The 17,776-nt window shown below is 72.9% G+C and carries 16 protein-coding genes; 11 read left to right on the top strand and 5 right to left on the bottom strand.

Annotated elements, in window-relative coordinates; all coding sequences use genetic code 11:
• Positions 1-135 precede the first annotated feature (135 nt).
• The 6 genes from ABZ135_RS28980 (at position 136) to ABZ135_RS28955 (ending at position 6,004) form a co-directional block, all read left to right on the top strand.
• On the top strand, positions 136-1,575 hold the full coding sequence (locus ABZ135_RS28980; protein WP_356699648.1) for a transcription antitermination factor NusB: 1,440 nt from the start codon (positions 136-138) through the stop codon (positions 1,573-1,575).
• 96 nt (positions 1,576-1,671) lie between these two features.
• Positions 1,672-2,355 carry a ribulose-phosphate 3-epimerase gene (rpe, locus tag ABZ135_RS28975; protein ID WP_345490277.1) on the top strand — a complete coding sequence of 228 codons (684 nt, stop codon included), beginning with the start codon at positions 1,672-1,674 and terminating at the stop codon, positions 2,353-2,355.
• A gap of 159 nt (positions 2,356-2,514) precedes the next feature.
• A complete protein-coding gene (locus tag ABZ135_RS28970) occupies positions 2,515-3,564 on the top strand; it encodes a sugar-binding domain-containing protein (RefSeq protein WP_356699646.1) in 1,050 nt (349 codons plus the stop codon).
• 61 nt (positions 3,565-3,625) lie between these two features.
• Positions 3,626-4,129, top strand: coding sequence for a ribonuclease domain-containing protein (locus ABZ135_RS28965; RefSeq protein ID WP_356699644.1), 504 nt, complete (start codon positions 3,626-3,628; stop codon positions 4,127-4,129).
• A complete protein-coding gene (locus ABZ135_RS28960; protein ID WP_356699642.1) occupies positions 4,116-4,496 on the top strand; it encodes a barstar family protein in 381 nt (126 codons plus the stop codon). Before ABZ135_RS28965 ends, ABZ135_RS28960 begins: the two co-directional genes overlap by 14 nt.
• Positions 4,497-4,561: 65 nt before the next feature.
• Positions 4,562-6,004 (top strand): GuaB1 family IMP dehydrogenase-related protein, encoded by a 1,443-nt coding sequence (locus tag ABZ135_RS28955; protein ID WP_356699640.1) that lies wholly within the window; start codon positions 4,562-4,564, stop codon positions 6,002-6,004.
• A gap of 141 nt (positions 6,005-6,145) precedes the next feature.
• Here ABZ135_RS28955 and ABZ135_RS28950 read toward each other — a convergent pair whose 3' ends face one another.
• Positions 6,146-7,162, bottom strand: a complete 1,017-nt coding sequence (locus ABZ135_RS28950; protein WP_356699639.1) for a GDSL-type esterase/lipase family protein — start codon at positions 7,160-7,162, stop codon at positions 6,146-6,148.
• 331 nt (positions 7,163-7,493) lie between these two features.
• Here ABZ135_RS28950 and ABZ135_RS28945 point away from each other — a divergent pair, with 331 nt between their 5' ends.
• Both ABZ135_RS28945 and ABZ135_RS28940 read left to right on the top strand, forming a co-directional pair.
• Positions 7,494-8,990, top strand: coding sequence for an amino acid permease (locus ABZ135_RS28945; protein WP_356699637.1), 1,497 nt, complete (start codon positions 7,494-7,496; stop codon positions 8,988-8,990).
• A 10-nt stretch (positions 8,991-9,000) separates the two neighbouring features.
• Positions 9,001-9,456: an Lrp/AsnC family transcriptional regulator gene (locus ABZ135_RS28940; RefSeq protein ID WP_356699635.1), complete on the top strand. Its 456-nt coding sequence runs from the start codon at positions 9,001-9,003 to the stop codon at positions 9,454-9,456.
• A 66-nt stretch (positions 9,457-9,522) separates the two neighbouring features.
• Here ABZ135_RS28940 and ABZ135_RS28935 read toward each other — a convergent pair whose 3' ends face one another.
• The gene (locus ABZ135_RS28935; RefSeq protein WP_356699633.1) at positions 9,523-10,065 is read right to left on the bottom strand and encodes a Repetin; all 543 of its coding nucleotides are present in this window, start codon (positions 10,063-10,065) and stop codon (positions 9,523-9,525) included.
• A gap of 289 nt (positions 10,066-10,354) precedes the next feature.
• Here ABZ135_RS28935 and ABZ135_RS28930 point away from each other — a divergent pair, with 289 nt between their 5' ends.
• A complete protein-coding gene (locus ABZ135_RS28930; RefSeq protein ID WP_356699632.1) occupies positions 10,355-11,161 on the top strand; it encodes a carbon-nitrogen hydrolase family protein in 807 nt (268 codons plus the stop codon).
• A 60-nt stretch (positions 11,162-11,221) separates the two neighbouring features.
• A complete protein-coding gene (locus tag ABZ135_RS28925; protein WP_356699631.1) occupies positions 11,222-12,919 on the top strand; it encodes an NAD(P)/FAD-dependent oxidoreductase in 1,698 nt (565 codons plus the stop codon).
• A 6-nt stretch (positions 12,920-12,925) separates the two neighbouring features.
• Here the strand turns inward: ABZ135_RS28925 and ABZ135_RS28920 are convergent, their stop codons facing one another.
• The 3 genes from ABZ135_RS28920 to ABZ135_RS28910 form a co-directional block, all read right to left on the bottom strand.
• A complete protein-coding gene (locus ABZ135_RS28920) occupies positions 12,926-13,651 on the bottom strand; it encodes a DUF5995 family protein (protein ID WP_356699629.1) in 726 nt (241 codons plus the stop codon).
• Positions 13,652-13,724: 73 nt separating this feature from the next.
• Positions 13,725-15,125 (bottom strand): solute carrier family 23 protein, encoded by a 1,401-nt coding sequence (locus tag ABZ135_RS28915; protein WP_356699627.1) that lies wholly within the window; start codon positions 15,123-15,125, stop codon positions 13,725-13,727.
• Positions 15,126-15,230: 105 nt separating this feature from the next.
• Complete coding sequence (locus ABZ135_RS28910) at positions 15,231-16,439, bottom strand: MFS transporter (protein ID WP_356699625.1); 1,209 nt, start codon at positions 16,437-16,439, stop codon at positions 15,231-15,233.
• Positions 16,440-16,545: 106 nt separating this feature from the next.
• Here ABZ135_RS28910 and ABZ135_RS28905 point away from each other — a divergent pair, with 106 nt between their 5' ends.
• On the top strand, positions 16,546-17,673 hold the full coding sequence (locus tag ABZ135_RS28905; RefSeq protein ID WP_356699623.1) for an ROK family transcriptional regulator: 1,128 nt from the start codon (positions 16,546-16,548) through the stop codon (positions 17,671-17,673).
• Positions 17,674-17,776: the final 103 nt, after the last annotated feature.

Raw genomic sequence — 17,776 nt, 5'->3', positions numbered from 1 at the left:
GTGCCCCGCCGCCCCGGGGACGGCAGGGGGCACGCCCTCTGCTGCGGGTCCCGGGCCCCGTAGGGCTACGCTGGGAGAGGCCCGATGCAGGTCGTCCGGGCCTCTTCACCAGTTCATTCCTCACGCGGAGCACCTTTGAGCGAGCAGGCACGTCGCCGCACCCCGAAGCCCTCGAACGCCGGCAAGACCCCCCGGCCCCACCGCCGGCCCAAGAAGGACCCCGTCCGGATTCTGGCCTTCGAGGCGCTGCGGGCCGTGGACGAGCGGGACGCGTACGCGAATCTGGTGCTGCCGCCGCTGCTGAAGAAGGCCCGGGACAAGGGGGACTTCGACGGGCGGGACGCGGCGCTCGCGACCGAGCTGGTGTACGGGACGCTGCGCCGGCAGGGGACGTACGACGCGATCATCGCCGCCTGCGTCGACCGGCCGCTGCGCGAGGTCGACCCGCCGGTGCTCGACGTGCTCGCGCTCGGCGCGCACCAGTTGCTCGGCATGCGGACCCCGAGCCACGCCGCGGTGTCCGCCACCGTCGAGCTGGCCCGGGTGGTGCTCGGCGACGGCCGGGCCAAGTTCGTGAACGCCGTGCTGCGCAAGATCGCGCAGGACGACTTCGACACCTGGGTGGCGCGGGTCGCGCCGCCCTACGAGGAGGACGCCGAGGACCACCTCGCCGTCGTCCACTCGCACCCCCGCTGGGTGGTCTCCGCGCTCTGGGACGCCCTCGGCGGCGGCCGGGCCGGGATCGAGGCGCTCCTGGAGGCCGACAACGAGCGGCCCGAGGTGACCCTGGTCGCCCGCCCCGGCCGGGCCACCCCCGAGGAGCTGGCCGCGGCGGCCGAGACCGAGCCCGGGCGCTGGTCGCCGTACGCGCGGCGGCTCGCCGAGGGCGGCGAGCCCGGCGCCCTCGAGGCGGTACGGGAGGGCCGGGCCGGCGTCCAGGACGAGGGCAGCCAGCTCGTCGCGATCGCCCTCGCCAACGCCCCCGTCGAAGGCCCCGACACCCGCTGGCTCGACGGCTGCGCGGGCCCCGGCGGCAAGGCGGCCCTGCTGGGCGCGCTGGCCGCCGAGCGCGGTGCCGCCCTGCTCGCCTCCGAGAAGCAGCCGCACCGCGCCCGCCTGGTCGAGCGCGCCCTGGCCGGCAACCCCGGCCCGTACCAGGTCATCGCCGCCGACGGCACCCGCCCGCCCTGGCGCGAGGGCTCCTTCGACCGGGTCCTGATGGACGTGCCCTGCTCGGGCCTCGGCGCCCTGCGCCGCCGCCCCGAGGCCCGCTGGCGCCGCCGCCCCTCCGACCTCGACGGCTTCGCCCCGCTCCAGCGCGGGCTGCTCACCGAGGCGCTGCGGGCCGTGCGGGTCGGGGGAGTGGTCGGCTACGCGACCTGCTCCCCGCACCTGGCCGAGACCCGGGTCGTCGTCGACGACGTCCTCAAGAAGACCGGCGGCGCCGAACTGATCGACGCCCGCCCGCTGCTGCCCGGCGTGCCGGACCTCGGCGACGGGCCGGACGTCCAGTTGTGGCCGCATCTGCACGGTACGGACGCGATGTATCTGGCGCTGATCCGCCGAACCGCCTGACGGTTTCTCCTGGTCTGTACCAGTACGGGAGCCGCCTCTCGGGATCCGTGCCCGATCGCGGCGAAGAAGTCCTCGAGAACGTGGCAGGCTTGGCACATGGCGCAGATCAATCCCAGCATCCTGTCCGCTGACTTCGCCCGGCTCGCCGAGGAGGCGAAGGCGGTCGACGGCGCCGACTGGCTGCACGTCGACGTGATGGACAACCACTTCGTGCCCAACCTGACGCTGGGCGTGCCGGTGGTCGAGTCGCTCAGCCGGGCGACGGACACCCCCCTCGACTGCCACCTGATGATCGAGGACCCGGACCGCTGGGCCCCGCAGTACGTGGAGGCCGGGGCCGGTTCGGTCACCTTCCACGTGGAGGCGGCGGCCGCCCCGGTGCGCCTGGCGCGGGAGATCCGGGCCAAGGGCGCCCGGGCGTCGATGGCGCTCAAGCCGGCGACGCCCATCGAGCCGTACGAGGATCTGCTCCCCGAGCTCGACATGCTCCTGATCATGACCGTCGAGCCCGGCTTCGGCGGCCAGGCATTCCTCGACATCATGCTCCCGAAGATCCGCCGCACCCGTGAGCTGATCTCCAAGCACGGTCTCGAGCTCTGGCTCCAGGTCGACGGCGGCGTCGCCGAGTCCACCATCGAGCGGTGCGCCGAGGCCGGCGCGGACGTCTTCGTGGCCGGCTCCGCCGTCTACGGGGCCGCCGACCCGGCCGCCGCCGTCCGCTCCCTGCGGGCCAAGGCGGAGGCCGTGACGGCCTCGGCACCGTGGGCGTGTGGCCACTGAGCCTCCAACGCCCCACCGGTACGTGAACGTGGTCCGTCGGGCCGCCGACACGGCCGATCAGGGCCCGCCGGATCTGACAGGATGAACGGTGAGCCCAGAGTGTGAACAGCAGCACCGAAGCGCAGCAACAGCCGAAACACGGCACATGAGCAGCGGTACGTGAACAGCAGTGAGGAGATCGCGGTGGCGGGTATGTCGGCGGGACGGTCAGCCCTGCGGATGGGACCCGCGGAGCTCGTGCAGGCGGCGGCCATGGCCCGCCGTTTCTACCTCGAGGGCAAGTCCAAGATCCAGATCGCCGAGGAGTTCGGCGTGAGCCGCTTCAAGGTGGCCCGGGTCCTGGAGACCGCCCTGGAGCGCGACCTCGTGCGCATCGAGATCCGCGTACCGGCCGAGCTGGACGCCGAGCGCTCCGACGCGCTCCGCGCCCGCTACGGCCTGCGCCACGCCGTCGTCGTCGAGTCCCCGACGGAGGGCGACGAGGAGTCGCCCGACCCGGAGAACCTGGGCGAGGTGGCGGCCGACCTGCTCGGCGAGCTGGTCACCGAGGGCGACGTCCTGGGCCTGGCCTGGGGCCGCTCCACCATCCACATGGCGGCCGCCCTCGACCGGCTGCCGCCCTGCACCGTCGTCCAGCTCACCGGCGTCTACGACGCGGGCACCGCCGAGCGCGGCTCGGTGGAGGCGGTACGGCGTGCCGCCCAGGTCTCCGGCGGCGAGGCGCACCCCATCTACGCGCCGATGCTGCTGCCGGACGCGGCGACCGCCAACGCCCTGCGCAGCCAGACCGGCATCGCGCGGGCCTTCGAGTACTTCGACAAGGTGACGGTCGCCTGCGTGTCCATCGGCTCCTGGGAGCCGGGCATCTCCACCGTGCACGACATGCTGTCCGACGAGGAGCGGGCCCACTACGCCTCGCTCGGCGTCGCGGCCGAGATGTCGGCCCACCTGTTCGACGCGGAGGGCCGCCGGGTCGGCCGGGACCTCGGCGAGCGCTGCATCACCGTCGAGGCGGACCGGCTGCGCCGGATCCCCGAGGTCGTCGCCATCGCCGGCGGCCAGCGCAAGGCGGCGGCGATCGGCGCGGTGCTCCGCTCCGGTCTCGTCACCAGCCTGGTGACCGACCGGTCCGCGGCCGACTACCTGCTCACCGAGTTCAGCCCGGCGCCCCGCCCGGCCCTCGACCGCGCCGACCCGGACGGCATCTGACCCCCTCGCCCACGGGCGCGCCCCGCCCGCCCGCAGGGCGGGGCGATGGCAGCATCGGGGCATGATCCAGCGTCGTGCCCGGCCGGGGCTCGCCCTCCTCGCCGGGCTCTGCCTGCTCCTCACCGGCCTCCTCGCGGGCCTTCTGACGGGCTGCTCCGGCGAGGGCGGCACGGCCCCCGGCACGGCGCCCCCGGCCCGTACGACCACCGCCACCGCCACCGCGACGGCGCCCCCGGCCCGTACCGCCACCCCCGCCCCTTCCCTCCCGGCCTCGGACCTCCGCACCGTCCGCGAGGCCGACCTGCCGCCCGAGGCCCGCGACACCCTTGCCCGCATCCGCGGCGGCGGGCCCTTCCCGTACGCCAGGGACGGGGCGGTGTTCTCGAACTTCGAGCGGCTCCTGCCGCGGCGGGAGCGCGGCTACTACCGCGAGTACACGGTCCGGACGCCCGGCGAACGCGACCGCGGGGCCCGGCGCATCGTCACCGGCCGGGGTGGGGAGACGTACTACACGGACGACCACTACCAGAGCTTCCGGGAGGTGGTACCGGATGAGAATCGATGACGCCGTCGTCCTCGACCTGCACGGGGTCACGGACAAGAACGCGTTCATCAACCGCTGCGTCCGCACCCTGCCGCTGCCCGTCTGGTTCGGACGCAACTGGGACGCCCTCGCCGACTGCCTCGCCGATATGCGCGAACCCATGGCGATCGTGGTGACGGGCTGGCACGCTTATGCCGAGGCCGAACCGGACGACTGGGCCATCGCGCAGGAGGTGTTCTCGGCGGCGGCCCGGGCCAGCTCCGCCGGCCTCGCGGTCCTCCTGTCGCTCGGCGGCGACCTCGCCCATCTGGAGGATCGCACGAGTGCCCCCTCGCCAGGCTCGGACGATCAGCCCGCATCGCCCCGCGCACCCGGCGTGGGACAATGAACTACGTGCTTTTTCCCCTGGCTGAAATGCCTAGGGGCCGATCCGAACGACTGGGATGTCAGCACGTGCGTTTCCTCAATGACGTCAAGCCGCCGTACGACCTCACGTACGACGATGTGTTCATGGTGCCGAGCCGCTCGGCCGTCGGTTCCCGCCAGGCCGTGGACCTCTCCTCGCCGGACGGGACCGGCACGACGATCCCGCTGGTCGTGGCCAACATGACCGCCATCGCCGGCCGCCGCATGGCCGAGACCGTCGCCCGCCGCGGCGGCCTGGTCGTCATCCCGCAGGACATCCCGATCGAGGTCGTCACCGACGTCATCGGCTGGGTCAAGTCCCGCCACCACGTCCTCGACACCCCGATCGTCCTGGCCCCGCACCAGACCGTCGCCGACGCCCTCTCGCTGCTGCCGAAGCGGGCGCACGACGCCGGTGTGGTCGTGGACGAGGACAACCGCCCGGTCGGTGTCGTCACCGACGCCGACCTGTCCGGCGTGGACCGCTTCACCCAGTTGTCCGAGGTCATGTCCAAGGACCTGCTGCTGCTCGACGCGGACATCGACCCGCGCGAGGCGTTCAACACCCTGGACCACCACAACCGGCGCTACGCCCCGGCCGTCGACAAGGACGGCAAGCTCGTCGGCATCCTCACCCGCAAGGGCGCCCTGCGCGCGACCCTGTACACGCCGGCCGTCGACGCCAAGGGCCGGCTGCGCATCGCCGCCGCCGTCGGCATCAACGGCGACGTGGCGGGCAAGGCCAAGCAACTGCTCGACGCGGGCGTGGACACGCTCGTCATCGACACCGCGCACGGCCACCAGGAGTCGATGATCAGCGCCATCAGGACCGTCCGGGCGCTCGACCCCCAGGTCCCGATCGTGGCGGGCAACATCGTCGCCGCCGAGGGCGTCAAGGACCTCATCGACGCCGGCGCCGACATCATCAAGGTCGGTGTGGGCCCCGGCGCCATGTGCACCACCCGCATGATGACCGGTGTGGGCCGCCCGCAGTTCTCGGCCGTCCTGGAGTGCGCCGCCGAGGCGAAGAAGTACGGCAAGCACGTCTGGGCCGACGGCGGTGTCCGTCACCCGCGCGACGTCGCCATGGCGCTCGCCGCCGGCGCGTCCAACGTCATGATCGGCTCCTGGTTCGCCGGCACCTACGAGTCCCCCGGCGACCTCCAGCACGACGCCAAGGGCCGCGCGTACAAGGAGTCCTTCGGCATGGCCTCGGCCCGCGCCGTCAAGAACCGGACCTCGGACGAGTCCGCCTACGACCGCGCCCGCAAGGCGCTGTTCGAGGAGGGCATCTCCACCTCCCGGATGTTCCTCGACCCGCAGCGCCCGGGCGTCGAGGACCTGATCGACTCGATCATCGCCGGTGTCCGCTCCTCCTGCACCTACGCCGGTGCGGGCTCGCTCGCCGAGTTCGAGGAGAAGGCCGTCGTCGGCATCCAGTCCGCCGCCGGTTACGCGGAGGGCAAGCCGCTGCACGCGAGCTGGAGCTAGTACCGCAGCGGCTACCGAAACGTTTCGGTGAACCGTGGGCCCCCGGGAGATCGCTCCCGGGGGCCCACGGCGTTCCCGTACGACCAGGCCGGCTGCCGCACGCGTTCCCGTACGCCCCGGCCGGCTGCCGCACGGTCCCGGTCAGGCGGCCGGGCTGACCTCCGCGCGCCCCACGAAGCCCGCCTCGCGCAGGGCCGCCGCCACCGCCGACGCGATGCGGGCGTGGCCCCGGTCGTTCGGGTGGAGGCCGTCGGCCAGGTCCTCCGGGCCGAGGAGGTCCCGGCCGGGCAGCAGCGCCAGACGGGCGTCTCCGGCCGCCCTGAGGTCCCGTACGGCCTCCTCCATCGCCGTGCGCAGCTCCGCGAGCGTGGCGCCCAGGGCGTTCCCCGTCCGCTCGGCCGCCGGGCGCAGCACGGGGGAGAGCAGCAGCAGCGGGGTGGCGGGGTGGCCGCGGCGGACCAGGGTGACGAAGGCGCGGGTCGTCTCGTACAGCAGCGGCGCCGAACAGGGAACGGCGCCCCAGCAGTTGGTGCCGAAGGCGAGGGTGATCAGCTCGCCCGGGAGGCGGGACAACTGCTCGGCGAGGGGCAGCTCGCCGCGCGCGCCGCCGGCGTAGCCGAGGTTCACCGGGTCGAGCCCGAGCGCCCGGCCGGCCGTCGCGGGCCAGGAGTGCGCGGGGCGGGTGGACCACCAGCCCTCGGTGATGGAGTCGCCGTGGACCAGCCAGCGCGGGCGGCGCGGCGCGGGGGCCAGGGCTCCGCCGACCGGCCTGAGGCCCCGCACGACCGGCGCCTGCCCCTCGGGGAGATGGATGACGAACTCGCCGCCGTCGGGAGGGAGTTCGATGCGGACGACGGACTCCTCGGCCGGTTCGGGGAACACCTCGGCGAGACAGCGCGCCCCGTCCCACAGCGCGAAGCCGTGCCGCAGCGCCCGCAGGGCGTCGCCCGCCGCCGGCACGGCCGCCCGGTAGCGCAGCTCCACCGCCCGGGTGCCCGGCGCCGCCCGGAACTCCACCCGGACGCCGATGGGCAGCGCGGCCCGGGCGGCGACGTCCCGGGGCAGCCGCCCCAGGTCCGCGGGATCGGCCCGGACGGGCCGGTCGCCGTCCCGCCATGCCGTGCCGCGCAGAAAGGGTTCCGGTTCCAGCCAGCTCACGTGGACCTCCGATCGGCGGGTGGGGCGCGGGTCGCGCCCCCCATGAAGTCCATGCACGTGAACGGCCCTCCGTACGCCCCCGATGTGTCGATTCATGCGGGGGAGCGCAATGTTTCCCCGTCTGTGCCGGAAGCGCGCAATGATCATTCGGTAGTGCGCAACAACCCTGCATTACGAGTGCGAAGCCTCAGCGCTTAGGCTCATGCCTCGTACCAGGAGTGGCGGCGACCGCCTGCTCGGCGGTTCCCCCTTCCCCCGTGGGCTGTCTCGACATGCCCGCGTACCGCCGCGGTCCTCGCCTCGTCACAGGCAGCGATAAGGAGCCTCCGCAGTGCTGGACCACGGCGCAGCCCCACCGGCCGAGGACACGACCGTCCCGACCGCCCCCACGTTCTCCGGGCTCTCTGCCCTCACTCGCCGCAAGCCGGTCGAAGACCTGGTCGCAGAGGGTGGCCAGGGTGAGGGCGGCAGCCTCCGCCGCTCGCTCTCGATGTGGCAGCTCACCATGATCAGCATCGGTGCGACGCTCGGCACCGGCATCTTCGTCGTGCTCGGCGAGGCCGTTCCCGAGGCCGGCCCGGCCGTCACGCTGGCGTTCGTCTTCGCCGGCCTCACCGCCCTCTTCTCGGCGCTCTCGTACGCCGAGCTGGCCGGGACCATACCGGTCGCCGGTTCCTCCTACTCGTACGCGTACGCAACGATGGGTGAACTCGTCGCGTGGGTGTGCGGCTGGTGCCTGATGCTGGAGTACGGCGTCTCGGTCGCCGCCGTCGCGGTCGGCTGGGGTGACTACCTCAACGAGCTGCTCGACGGCACGATCGGCGTCACCCTCCCCGAGACGCTCAGCGCGCCCCCGGGCGACGGCGGCGTGTTCAACCTGCCCGCCCTGATCGTCGTCGTCCTCGCCATGCTCTTCCTGCTCGGCGGCGCCCGTGAGTCGGCCCGCGCGAACACGATCATGGTGGGCGTGAAGATCGCCGCCCTGGTGCTCTTCTGCGCCGTCGGCTTCATGGGCTTCAAGTCCGGCAACTACTCCGACTTCATGCCGCTCGGCATCGGCAGCGTCGGTGCCGCCGGAGCCATCCTCTTCTTCTCCTACATCGGCTTCGACGCCGCCTCCACCGCCGGTGAGGAGGCCAAGGACCCCAAGCGGGACCTGCCGCGGGCGATCATGCTCTCGCTGGTCATCGTGACCGCGCTGTACGTGCTCGTCGCCGCCGTCGCCGTCGGCGCCTGGGACTGGAAGAAGTTCGCCGGCTCCGAGGCATCGCTGGCCGCGATCATGAACGACGTCACCGGACAGAGCTTCTGGGGCACCCTGCTCGCCGCCGGCGCCGTCATCTCCATCGCCAGCGTCGTCCTCACCGTGCTCTACGGCCAGACCCGCATCCTGTTCGCGATGTCCCGCGACGGCCTGGTGCCCAAGGTGTTCGGCAAGGTCGACGCCCGCACCGGCACGCCGCGCGTCAACACCCTGATCGTCTCGCTGCTGTGCGGCGTCCTCGCCGCCGTGGTCCCGCTCGGCGAGCTGGTCAACGCCACCAGCATCGGCACGCTCTTCGCGTTCGCCCTGGTCAACATCGCCGTCGTGGTGCTCCGCTACACCCGCAAGGACATGGAGCGCTCCTTCAAGGTGCCGTTCGGCCCGGTCTTCCCCGTCCTGGGCTTCCTGTGCTGCGGCTACAGCATGTACAGCCTCGACCTGATCACCTGGGCGTACTTCGGTGCCTGGATGGCGGCCGGTCTCGTGTTCTACTTCCTGTACGGCATGCGCCGCTCCCGACTGGCCACGGCCCCGGCCCTGGCAGAGGCCCCCGCAGAGAAGTGATCCACCCGTAGTGCGACTGAACGACCTCGACGAACGCATCGTCCACGCCCTCGCGGAAGACGCCCGCCGCAGCTACGCCGACATCGGCTCGCTCGTCGGCCTCTCCGCGCCCGCCGTGAAGAGGCGCGTGGACCGGCTCCGGTCCGAGGGCGCCATCACCGGCTTCACCGTACGGGTGGACCCGGCGGCCCTCGGCTGGGAGACGGAGGGGTTCGTCGAGATCTACTGCCGCCACAACACCTCGCCGGACGACATCCGGCGCGGCCTGGAGCGGTACCCCGAGGTGGTGTCCGCGTCGACCGTCACCGGCGACGCGGACGCCGTCGTCCAGGTCTTCGCCTCCGACATGCGCCACTTCGAGCGCGTCCTGGAGCGGATCGCGGGCGAGCCCTTCGTGGAGCGCACCAAGTCCGTCCTGGTGCTGTCGCCGCTGCTGCGGCGCTTCTCCTCCGGCTCGCCCGCGTAGCCGCCCGCCGAGGACCCGCCCGGCCGTCGACCGCCCCGCCCACCCCCGTGGGACGGGGCGGTCGGTCTATTCCGTCGGATAGACCGGCAGCCAGGGCAGGACCCGGAAGTCACCCGTCCCGGCCCGCACCTTCTCGAAGGGGGCGGCGCTCAGGCAGGGCGGCACCTCCAGGTCCGCGTCCCGCCCGACCCAGTTGTAGCCCAGCCGGTCGCGCCTGCCGTCGTCGTGGACGGAGATCCCGACCCGCTTGCCCCGCAGCGGCTCCAGATCGGTCTCGGTGATCACGCCGGTCACCACGGCCACCTTGCCGCCGGTGGTCAGGCAGTCCACCTTCGCCACCGCGTAGCCGCCCTTGCCGTTCTTGTAGTGGCTGTAGCGGAAGGTGCCGGTCGCGGCCTGCGGGTCCATGTTGTCCTTCGCCGCGAGGTGCGCGTCGAAGGAGAAGGTGATGTCGTCGCCGCCCGGCCGGTACAGCTTGGCGGTGCCGGTCAGCGCCGCCGCCTCCCGTTCGCCGCCCCTGCCGTCCCCCGAGGCGGTGGCGGAGCCGGCCGCCCCCGCCGTGATCAGCAGGGCGGCCGCCACGGCGGCGATCTTCGTACGACGGTTCATGGCGCATCGGTCCTTTCGGCAGGTCGTCCGGCTCTCTTCCGGACGCCCACCACTCTTCCGCGCAGTCCGCGCCACGGCGTCGCGCCGGGGAACGGTTCCCGTCTCCGCCGCGCGGCGGGGACGCCGTACGACCCCCGGGGGAGCGCCGCGCAACGAATCGCCGACACCGCGGAGGATCGCGCAACGGTTCGACGGTCGGTCCGCAACGCTCCCGCCTTGTCCCGACCGAGCGCGAAACCGTACCGTTTTTGACGTCTTCCCCCTCAACTCCGCCCCCCGAGGATCGCCCATGCCCGCGCTGCGCACCGCCCTGCTCCAGAGCTCCGGACAGCTCGGTGACGTGGCCGCCAATCTGAAGATCCTCGACGAGGCCGCGGCCCGTGCCGCGGCCGCCGGAGCGGACCTGCTGCTCGCGCCGGAGCTGTTCCTCACCGGCTACGCCATCGGGCCCGACCTCGCGCGGCTCGCCGAGCCCTCCGACGGCCCCTCCGCCCGCGCGGTCGCGGACATCGCCGCCCGCCACGGCCTGGCCGTCGGCTACGGCTACCCCGAGCGCGACACCGAGCGGCACGGCGTGCTGTACAACTCCGCCCAGCTCCTCGGCGCCGACGGCGCGGTGCTCGCGCACTACCGCAAGACCCACCTCTTCGGGGACTTCGAGGCGAAGTGGTTCACGCCCGGCGAGGACGGCGTCGTCCAGACGGAGCTCGGCGGCCTCACCGTCGGCCTGATGATCTGCTACGACGTCGAGTTCCCCGAGAACGTACGGGCGCAGGCGCTGGCCGGCACGGACCTCCTCCTCGTGCCGACCGCGCTGATGCACCCGGCCCAGATCGTCCCCGAGTCCGTCGTCCCCGTGCGCGCCTTCGAGAACCAGCTCTACATCGCGTACGCCAACCGGACCGGGCCCGAGGGCGACTTCGAGTTCGTCGGCCTGTCCACGCTGGCCGGCCCCGACGGCACCGCCCGGGCCCGCGCCGGGCGCGGCGAGGACCTCGTGATCGGCGAGGTCGACCCCGACTTCCTGGCGGCCTCCCGGAAGGACAACCCCTACCTCCGCGACCGCCGCCCCGGGCTCTACGGCTCCCTCGTCTGAGCCGGCCCGCCCCCGCCTCCCCCCCTGCCTCACCTGTTTCGCGCAAGGAGTCCGTACCCCATGACGTCCACGGTGCCCACCGCCGTCCAGCACACCGACGGTCAGCCGCCGATCACCATGTTCGGCCCGGACTTCCCCTACGCCTACGACGACTTCCTGGCCCACCCGGCCGGCCTCGGCCAGATACCCGCGACCGAGCACGGCACCGAGGTCGCCGTCATCGGCGGCGGGCTCTCCGGCATCATCGCCGCCTACGAGCTGATGAAGATGGGCCTCAAGCCCGTCGTCTACGAGGCCGACCAGATCGGCGGCCGGCTGCGCACCGTCGGCTTCGAGGGCACCGGCGCCGAGGGTCTGACCGCCGAGATGGGCGCCATGCGCTTCCCGCCCTCCTCGACCGCGCTCCAGCACTACATCGACCTGGTCGGTCTCGAGACCCGGCCGTTCCCGAACCCGCTGGCCGAGGCCACCCCGTCGACCGTCGTCGACCTCAAGGGCGAGACGCACTACGCCGAGACCATCGCCGACCTGCCGCAGGTCTACCGCGACGTCGCCGCCGCCTGGAACAAGTGCCTCGACGAGGGCGCCGACTTCTCCGACATGAACCGCGCCATGCGCGAGCGCGACGTGCCGCGCATCCGCGAGATCTGGGCCAAGCTCGTCGAGAAGCTCGACAACCAGACCTTCTACGGGTTCCTCTGCGAGTCGGAGGCGTTCAAGTCCTTCCGGCACCGCGAGATCTTCGGCCAGGTCGGCTTCGGCACCGGCGGCTGGGACACCGACTTCCCGAACTCCATCCTGGAGATCCTGCGGGTCGTCTACACCGAGGCCGACGACCACCACCGCGGCATCGTCGGCGGCTCCCAGCAGCTTCCGCTGCGCCTGTGGGAGCGCGAGCCGGAGAAGATCGTCCACTGGGCGCAGGGCACCTCGCTCAGCTCCCTGCACGAGGGCGGGCAGCCCAAGCCGGCCGTCACGCGCCTGAACCGCACCGCGGGCAACCGGATCACCGTCACCGACGCGTCCGGCGACATCCGCACGTACCAGGCGGCGATCTTCACCGCCCAGTCCTGGATGCTGCTGTCCAAGATCGCCTGTGACGACTCGCTCTTCCCGATCGACCACTGGACGGCGATCGAGCGCACCCACTACATGGAGAGCTCCAAGCTCTTCGTGCCCGTCGACCGGCCGTTCTGGCTGGACAAGGACGAGGAGACCGGCCGGGACGTCATGTCGATGACGCTGACCGACCGGATGACCCGCGGCACGTACCTCCTGGACGACGGCCCGGACAAGCCGGCCGTCATCTGCCTGTCGTACACGTGGTGCGACGACAGCCTGAAGTGGCTGCCGCTGTCCGCGCAGGAGCGGATGGAGGTCATGCTGAAGTCGCTCGGCGAGATCTACCCGAAGGTCGACATCCGCAAGCACATCATCGGCAACCCGGTGACGGTCTCCTGGGAGAACGAGCCCTACTTCATGGGCGCCTTCAAGGCCAACCTGCCGGGGCACTACCGCTACCAGCGCCGCCTGTTCACGCACTTCATGCAGGACCGGCTGCCCGAGGACAAGCGGGGCATCTTCCTCGCCGGCGACGACATCTCCTGGACGGCCGGCTGGGCCGAGGGCGCGGTGCAGACGGCGCTCAACGCGGTGTGGGGCGTGATGCACCACTTCGGCGGCGAGACCGACGCCACCAACCCGGGCCCGGGCGACGTCTACGACGAGATCGCCCCGGTCGAGCTGCCGGAGGACTGATCCCGGTCAGGGCCTGGTGAGGGGCGTGAGCATCATCCGCCCCACCAGGCCCACCGACCGGTCGAGGCGCTCGGTGAATTCCTCGGCCAGGTCGGGCAGCCGCCGCAACTGCCACAGCGAGCGGGCGGCGAGCCAGGCCCCGTCGCGGGCCCGGTCCAGGCTCCAGCAGCCCAGCAGATGCGTCAGCGGGTCCGTGACCTCCAGGAGGTCCGGGCCCGGCATCAGTTCCTCCCGGATGCGCTCCTCCAGGAGGACGAGCACGTCGCCGACCCGGTGGAACTCGTCCTCCAGGTCGGCGGGCGCGCAGTCCAGGGTCCGGCAGGTGTCGACCACCGCGAGGGCCAGGTCGTGGCCGATGTGCGCGTTGATCCCGGCGAGCGCGAACTGCAGCGGCCGTACGCCGGGGTGGCGCCGGTAGTGGAAGAGCGGCCGCCAGCAGGCGGGGGCCGGGACGCCGGTGGCGACGGCGTCGACGACCGAGAGATAGCGCTGGGCGAAGCGCACGTCGAGGGTGGCGGCGGCCCGCCGGTCGGTGAAGGTGCCCGCCTCGATGGCCCGGCCGATCTCCTCGGTGACGGTCAGATAGACCCGGTTGAAGACGGCGACCCCGTCGGCGGGGTGCCAGGCCGCGCGGATGGCCCGCATCCGGTCCACCACCGGATCGACGGCCGTGAACGGCCCGATCTCGATGTCCTGCCGCGCCGTGTCCTGCGTCTGCGCCGTGGATGTCATGGGTGCAGGGTGGCAGCCGGAGAGCCGGACGGAAGGATTCCGCCGCCCGGCTTCCCCAGATCGGGCGAATCGGCTACGGCTTGGCGGCGGGTTCCTGACCGCCCGTGCTCTCGTACGAGCTGGTGCCGGCGTCGAGCAGGGGCTCCTGCCGCTTCATGTGGGCCGGGGCGAAGGCGCGCAGCACGTGGTAGCCGGTGATGACGACCAGGGTGCCGAGCGCGATGCCGCCGAGCTCGAAGGTGTCGGTGAAGGTGAGCTTCACCCCGCCGACGCCGATGATGATGCCGGCCGCGGCGGGCACCAGGTTGAGCGGGTTGCGCAGGTCGACCTCGGCGTTGATCCAGATCTGGGCGCCGAGCAGGCCGATCATGCCGTACAGGATCACGGTGATGCCGCCGAGCACGCCGCCGGGGATCGCGGCGACGACCGCGCCGAACTTGGGGCACAGGCCGAAGAGCAGGGCGAAGCCGGCCGCGGCCCAGTAGGCGGCGGTGGAGTAGACCCGGGTCGCGGCCATGACGCCGATGTTCTCGGAGTACGTGGTGTTCGGCGGGCCGCCGACGGCGGTCGACAGCATGGAGGCGGCGCCGTCGGCGGCGATCGCCGTGCCCAGCTTGTCGTCCAGCGGGTCGCCGGTCATCTCGCCGACGGCCTTGACGTGTCCGGCGTTCTCGGCGATCAGCGCGATCACCACGGGCAGGGCCACCAGGATGGCGGACCATTCGAAGCTCGGTCCGTGGAAGGAGGGCAGGCCGATCCAGTCGGCCTTGCCGACGCCGGAGAGGTCGAGCCGCCAGTGGTCGGTGACCTGACCGCTCGGGGACATCGAGTGGATCTTGCCGAAGACCAGGTCGAAGACCCAGGAGATGCCGTAGCCGAAGATCAGGCCGAGGAAGATCGCGATCCGCGACCAGAAGCCGCGCAGGGCGACCACGGCGAGGCCGGTGAACAGCATCACGAGCAGCGCCGTCCACTGGTCCTGCGGCCAGTACGTGGAGGCGGTGACCGGGGCCAGGTTGAAGCCGATCAGCATGACCACGGCGCCGGTGACGACCGGCGGCATCGCCGCGTGGATGATCCGCGCACCGAACTTCGCGACCGCGAGACCGGCCAGGAACAGCACCACGCCGACCACGAGCACCGCGCCGGTCACGGTGGCGCTGGTGCCGCCGGAGGCCCGGATCGCGGCGGCCACACCCACGAAGGAGAGCGAGCAGCCCAGGTAGGACGGGACCGTGCCCCGGGTGGCGAGCAGGAAGATCACGGTGGCGACGCCGGACATCATGATCGCCAGGTTCGGGTCCAGACCCATGAGGACCGGGGCCACGAACGAGGCACCGAACATGGCCACCACGTGCTGCGCGCCGAGCCCGACCGTACGGGGCCAGGAGAGGCGCTCGTCCGGACGGACGACGGCTCCCGGAGCGGGTGTCCTCCCGTCGCCGTGCAGGGTCCAGCGCACGCCGAGGCTCATGTGGTCGCTCCAGTTCTCGGGGGGATTCCGGTGGCCGCCGGTCCCGTCGTGCCGGGACCGGCGGCGGGACCGAAAAAGACCAGCCACATCGTAGTGCTCCGCCGGTCAGCGGACCCCGCCCGAGGGACCGGCCTTCGCCGCCCCGGCCGTGCTCCGGCCGCCCGGCCGCAGCACGCCCGCGCCCAGGACGAGACCGAACGCCAGCAGCGTGACCAGGCCGAAGGAGAAGACCAGCGAGGTCGCGTCGGCGATCCCGCCGATCGCCGACGGGGCGATGAGACCCGAGGTGTACGTGATGGTGGCGACACCCGCGATGGCCTGGCTCGGGTTCGGGCCGCTGCGCCCCGCGGCGGCGAAGGCCAGCGGGACGACGACCGCGACGCCGAGCCCGATGAGGCCGAAACCGGCCAGCGCGAGGGCCGCGTGCGAGGCGAAGACGACGAGGAGCCCGCCGAGGGTCGCGGCCACGCCTCCGACGCGTACCGTGCGCACGGCGCCGAAGCGGTCCACGACCCGGTCGCCGACGAGCCGGGCCACGGCCATGGTGAGGGCGAAGGCGGTGGTGGAGGCGGCGGCCAGGCCGGCCGACGTGCCCAGCTCGTCCTTCAGGTAGACGGCCGACCAGTCCAGGCTGGCGCCCTCCGCGAACACCCCGCAGAAGCCGATGGCGCCGATGACCAGCGCGGACTTCGGGGGCAGCGAGAAGCGCGGCGGCGCCTCCTCCTCGGGCGCGCTCTGCAGGTCGAGCACGCCCTGGCAGCAGACGAGCCCGGTCGCGGTCAGGACCAGGGCGGCGATCAGGTGGTGGAGCCGGGCGTCGCCGCCGAGGTGGGCGGCGACGGTGCCGGCCGCCGAGCCGATCAGGGCGCCGGCGCTCCACATGCCGTGGAGGCTCGACATGATGGAGCGGCCGAGCCGGTTCTCGGTCTCGACGCCGAGCGCGTTCATGGCCACGTCGGACATGCCGGCGGTGGCGCCGTAGACGAAGAGGGCCGCGCACAGGCCGTAGACGTTCGGCGCGAGCGACGGCAGGATCAGCGACAGGGTCCACAGCGTGAGCAGCCCGCGCAGCGCGGTGCGGGCGCCGAAGCGGTGGCTGATCGCGCCGGCCACCGGCATCGCGAGCGAGGCGCCGATCGCCGGGAAGGCGAGGGCGAGACCCAACTGGCCCGCGCTGACGCCCGCGTGGTCCTGGATCCAGGGGATACGGGTGGCGAAGCTGCCCGTGACGGCGCCGTGGACACAGAAGACGGCCGCGACGGCGAACCGCGCCCGGCGCAGCCTTTCGGTGCTGAAGACGGTCTGCGCCGCCATGGTCCCTCCCTTGGGTCGTGGTCTCGGCGTAAACTATCAGGAACCCTGCCTGATAAATAGTGGGCGAGACGAACGGCAGTCCGAGCCCGTCTGAGAGGATCCCCGCATGGCCGCATCCCCGAGCACCGCACGGGCCATCAACGACCGGCTCGCCCTGCGACTGCTCCAGGACGAGGGCCCGTTGACGGCGACCCAGCTCAAGACGCTCACCGGACTGTCCCGCCCCACTGTCGCCGACCTCGTGGAACGCCTCCGCGACTCCGGACTCGTCCACGTCGTCGGCGAGACCGGCGCCGAGCGCCGCGGCCCCAACGCCAAGCTGTACGGGATCGTCGCCGACCGCGCCCATCTCGCCGCCCTCGACGTGCGCACCCGGTCCGTCGGCGTCGTGGTCGCCGACCTCCTCGGCCGCACCCTCGCCGAGGCGTCCCTGCCGGTCGACGAGGACGCCGCCCCCGGACCGGCCGCCGACCGGGCCGTCGCGCTCCTCGAACGCACCGCGGCCGAGGCCGGCGCCGCCCGGCTGCACAGCGTGGCCGTCGGCGCCCCCGGCCTCATCGACCCGGCCACCCGGGAGCTGCGGGACACCGCCCAGCTCCCCGAATGGCACCGCCGCCTGATCGCCGCCCTCCAGGAACGGCTGCCCGCCACCGTCCTGGTGGAGAACGAGGTCAACCTCGCCGCCGTCGCCGAACTGCGCGAGGGCGCCGCCCGCGAGCACCGCGACACCTTCGTGCTCCTCTGGCTCGGCCAGGGCGTCGGCGCGGCCGTCGTCCTCGACGGGCGGCTGCGCCGAGGAGCCTCCGGGGGAGCGGGCGAGATCGGCTTCCTGCCGGTGCCGGGCACCTCCGGGCTGCCCTCCGCCCACGGCTGCGACGGCGGCTTCGACGAGCTGGCCTGCGCCGGCGCCGTCGACGCCCTCGCCCGCGCCCACGGACTCGACCCGGCCACCGCCCTGGAATCCGGCGACGACCCCTTCCTCGACGCCCTCGCCGACCGGCTCGCCATCGGGGCCGCCGCCGTCGCGGCCGTCCTCGACCCCGGCTGCGTCGTCCTCGCCGGCGAGACCGGCCACCGCGGCGGCCCGGAGCTCGCCGCCCGCGTCGAGGCCCGCCTCGCCGAGCTCTCGCCCCTGCCCACCGAGGTCCGGGCCACCGCCCTCGGCGACGCCGCCATCCTGCGCGGCGCGCTCCTGACCGCCCGCGACGCGGCGCAGGACGCGTTGTTCCCGTAAGAGGGCAGGCGCCGGAAACGCACCCGCGCCGCGCCCCCGACAGGGGAGCGCGGACGTGCGGCACACGATCGTGGGCGGACGCCATGTCGTACGGGACGGGGCC

The organism is Streptomyces sp. NPDC006339, assembly GCF_040612775.1.
GTDB lineage: Bacteria > Actinomycetota > Actinomycetes > Streptomycetales > Streptomycetaceae > Streptomyces.
This window is presented reverse-complemented; position numbering and strand designations above follow the sequence as displayed.